A 3,253-nucleotide genomic window follows, 5' to 3' on the forward strand; every position below is an offset into this window, starting at 1 on the left:
GCGTGGCAACGTCCTATCCTCGCAGGGAGCGATCCCCCAACTACTTTTGGCGTGTTGAAGCTTAACTTCTGTGTTCGGCATGGGAACAGGTGTATCCTTCAAGCCATCATCACCACACTTACCCTTTGCGGGTTCGAGCTTGCGCTCTCAAAACTAAACAATATCGCTCTTCTTCCAAACCTTACCGCTTAACTTGGTTAAGTCCTCGACCGATTAGTAATGGTCCGCTCCATGCCTCACGGCACTTCCACTTCCATCCTATCTACCACATCATCTTTGTGGGGTCTTACTTCCCGAAGGAATGGGAAATCTCATCTCGAGGCGAGTTTCACACTTAGATGCTTTCAGCGTTTATCTCGTCCATACATAGCTACCCAGCGGTGCTCCTGGCGGAACAACTGGTACACCAGCGGTATGTCCATCCCGGTCCTCTCGTACTAAGGACAGGTCCTCTCAAATTTCCTCCGCCCGCGACGGATAGGGACCGAACTGTCTCACGACGTTCTGAACCCAGCTCGCGTACCGCTTTAATGGGCGAACAGCCCAACCCTTGGGACCGACTACAGCCCCAGGATGCGATGAGCCGACATCGAGGTGCCAAACCTCCCCGTCGATGTGGACTCTTGGGGGAGATAAGCCTGTTATCCCCAGGGTAGCTTTTATCCGTTGAGCGATGGCCCTTCCATGCGGAACCACCGGATCACTAAGCCCGACTTTCGTCCCTGCTCGACCTGTCTGTCTCGCAGTCAAGCTCGCTTGTGCCTTTACACTCTGCGAATGATTTCCAACCATTCTGAGCGAACCTTTGGGCGCCTCCGTTACCTTTTGGGAGGCGACCGCCCCAGTCAAACTGCCCACCTGACACTGTCTCCCAGCACGTTCAGTGCTGCGGGTTAGAGTGGTCATAATGCAAGGGTAGTATCCCACCAACGCCTCCGTCGAAACTAGCGTTCCGACTTCTATGGCTCCTACCTATCCTGTACAAGCAGTACAAACACTCAATATCAAGCTACAGTAAAGCTCCATGGGGTCTTTCCGTCCTGTCGCGGGTACCCTGCATCTTCACAGGGATTTCAATTTCACCGAGTCTCTCGTTGAGACAGCGCCCAGATCGTTACGCCTTTCGTGCGGGTCGGAACTTACCCGACAAGGAATTTCGCTACCTTAGGACCGTTATAGTTACGGCCGCCGTTTACTGGGGCTTCAATTCAGAGCTTCGCCGAAGCTAACCCTTCCTTTTAACCTTCCAGCACCGGGCAGGCGTCAGCCCCTATACTTCATCTTACGATTTTGCAGAAACCTGTGTTTTTGATAAACAGTCGCCTGGGCCTATTCACTGCGGCTGGTCTTGCGACCAGCACCCCTTCTCCCGAAGTTACGGGGTCATTTTGCCGAGTTCCTTAACGAGAGTTCACTCGCTCACCTTAGGATTCTCTCCTCGACTACCTGTGTCGGTTTGCGGTACGGGCAGTTAACGTGCTCCTTAGAAGCTTTTCTCGGCAGTGTGACATCGGCAACTTCGCTACTGTAATTTCGCTCCCCATCACAGCTTGTCAACCCGGATGTAAGCATTTGACTCACATCCTGACTTACTGCTTGGCCCCACTCTTCCAATCGTGAGGTTTGCTTAGCCTCCTGCGTCCCTCCATCGTCAAACGCAGTTAACTGGTACAGGAATCTCAACCTGTTATCCATCGCCTACGCCTCTCGGCCTCGGCTTAGGTCCCGACTTACCCTGGGAGGACGAGCCTTCCCCAGGAAACCTTAGTCATTCGGTGGACAGGATTCTCACCTGTCTTTCGCTACTCATACCGGCATTCTCACTTCTAAGCGCTCCACCAGTCCTCACGGTCTAGCTTCACCGCCCTTAGAACGCTCTCCTATCACGTGCACGTAGTGCACATCCACAGTTTCGGTAATATGCTTAGCCCCGGTACATTTTCGGCGCAGAATCACTCGACTAGTGAGCTATTACGCACTCTTTAAATGGTGGCTGCTTCTGAGCCAACATCCTAGTTGTCTATGCAACTCCACATCCTTTTCCACTTAGCATATATTTAGGGACCTTAACTGGTGATCTGGGCTGTTCCCCTTTACACGGTGGATCTTATCACTCATCGTGTGACTCCTGGGCATAAATCAATGGCATTCGGAGTTTATCTGAAGTTGGTAACCCATGACGGGCCCCTTGTTCAAACAGTAGCTCTACCTCCACGATTCTAATTCCCAAGGCTCCCCCTAAAGAGATTTCGGAGAGAACCAGCTATCTCCAAGTTCGTTTGGAATTTCACCGCTACCCACACCTCATCCCAGCCATTTTCAACTGACACGGGTTCGGTCCTCCAGTGCGCTTTACCGCACCTTCAACCTGGACATGGGTAGGTCACCTGGTTTCGGGTCTACAACTACATACTTCATACGCCCATTTCAGACTCGCTTTCGCTGCGGCTCCGGTTTTTCCACCTTAACCTTGCATGCAATCGTAACTCGCCGGTTCATTCTGCAAGAGGCACGCCGTCACCCATTAATGGGCTCCGACAGCTTGTAGGCACATGGTTTCAGGAACTATTTCACTCCCCTTCCGGGGTGCTTTTCACCTTTCCCTCACGGTACTGGTTCACTATCGGTCACTAGGGAGTATTTAGCCTTGCGAGATGGTCCTCGCTGCTTCCGACGGGGTTTCACGTGTCCCGCCGTACTCAGGATCCTGAACTGAGAGAGTGCCGTTTCGTCTACTGGGCTTTCACCATCTCTGGCACAGCTTCCCAACTGTTTCGACTACGTCGCTCTTTGGTAACTCAAATGTTCAGTCCTACAACCCCAACGAGCAAGCTCGTTGGTTTGGGCTCTTCCCCGTTCGCTCGCCGCTACTGAGGGAATCGATTTTTCTTTCTCTTCCTGCAGCTACTGAGATGTTTCAGTTCACTGCGTCTACCGCTTGCTAGCTATAGATTCACTAGTCAAGCAACCAACGACTAAGTTGGTTGGGTTTCCCCATTCGGAAATCTCCGGATCAAAGCGTACTTACCGCTCCCCGAAGCATATCGGTGTTAGTCCCGTCCTTCATCGGCTCCTAGTACCAAGGCATTCACCATGCGCCCTTCATAACTTAACCTTGATAATCACTTCGTGATTATCCGATTAATTGAGTTAGCGATTATTTCTAAAAAACTCAAAATAACGCGGTGTTCTCGGTTTGTTTTGTTAATTAATAAAGAAAATTGATATTATTTAGTTTTCAAAGTGCAAGCTT

At 51.2% G+C, this 3,253-nt stretch carries 2 rRNA genes; both read right to left on the minus strand.

Features of this window, described 5'->3' with window-relative positions:
* A 5S ribosomal RNA gene (gene rrf / locus HMPREF0549_RS08700) occupies positions 1-117 on the minus strand.
* 76 nt (positions 118-193) lie between these two features.
* A 23S ribosomal RNA gene (locus HMPREF0549_RS08705) occupies positions 194-3,115 on the minus strand.
* Positions 3,116-3,253: the final 138 nt, after the last annotated feature.

This window comes from Limosilactobacillus vaginalis DSM 5837 = ATCC 49540 (genome assembly GCF_000159435.1).
Taxonomy (GTDB): Bacteria; Bacillota; Bacilli; order Lactobacillales; family Lactobacillaceae; genus Limosilactobacillus; species Limosilactobacillus vaginalis.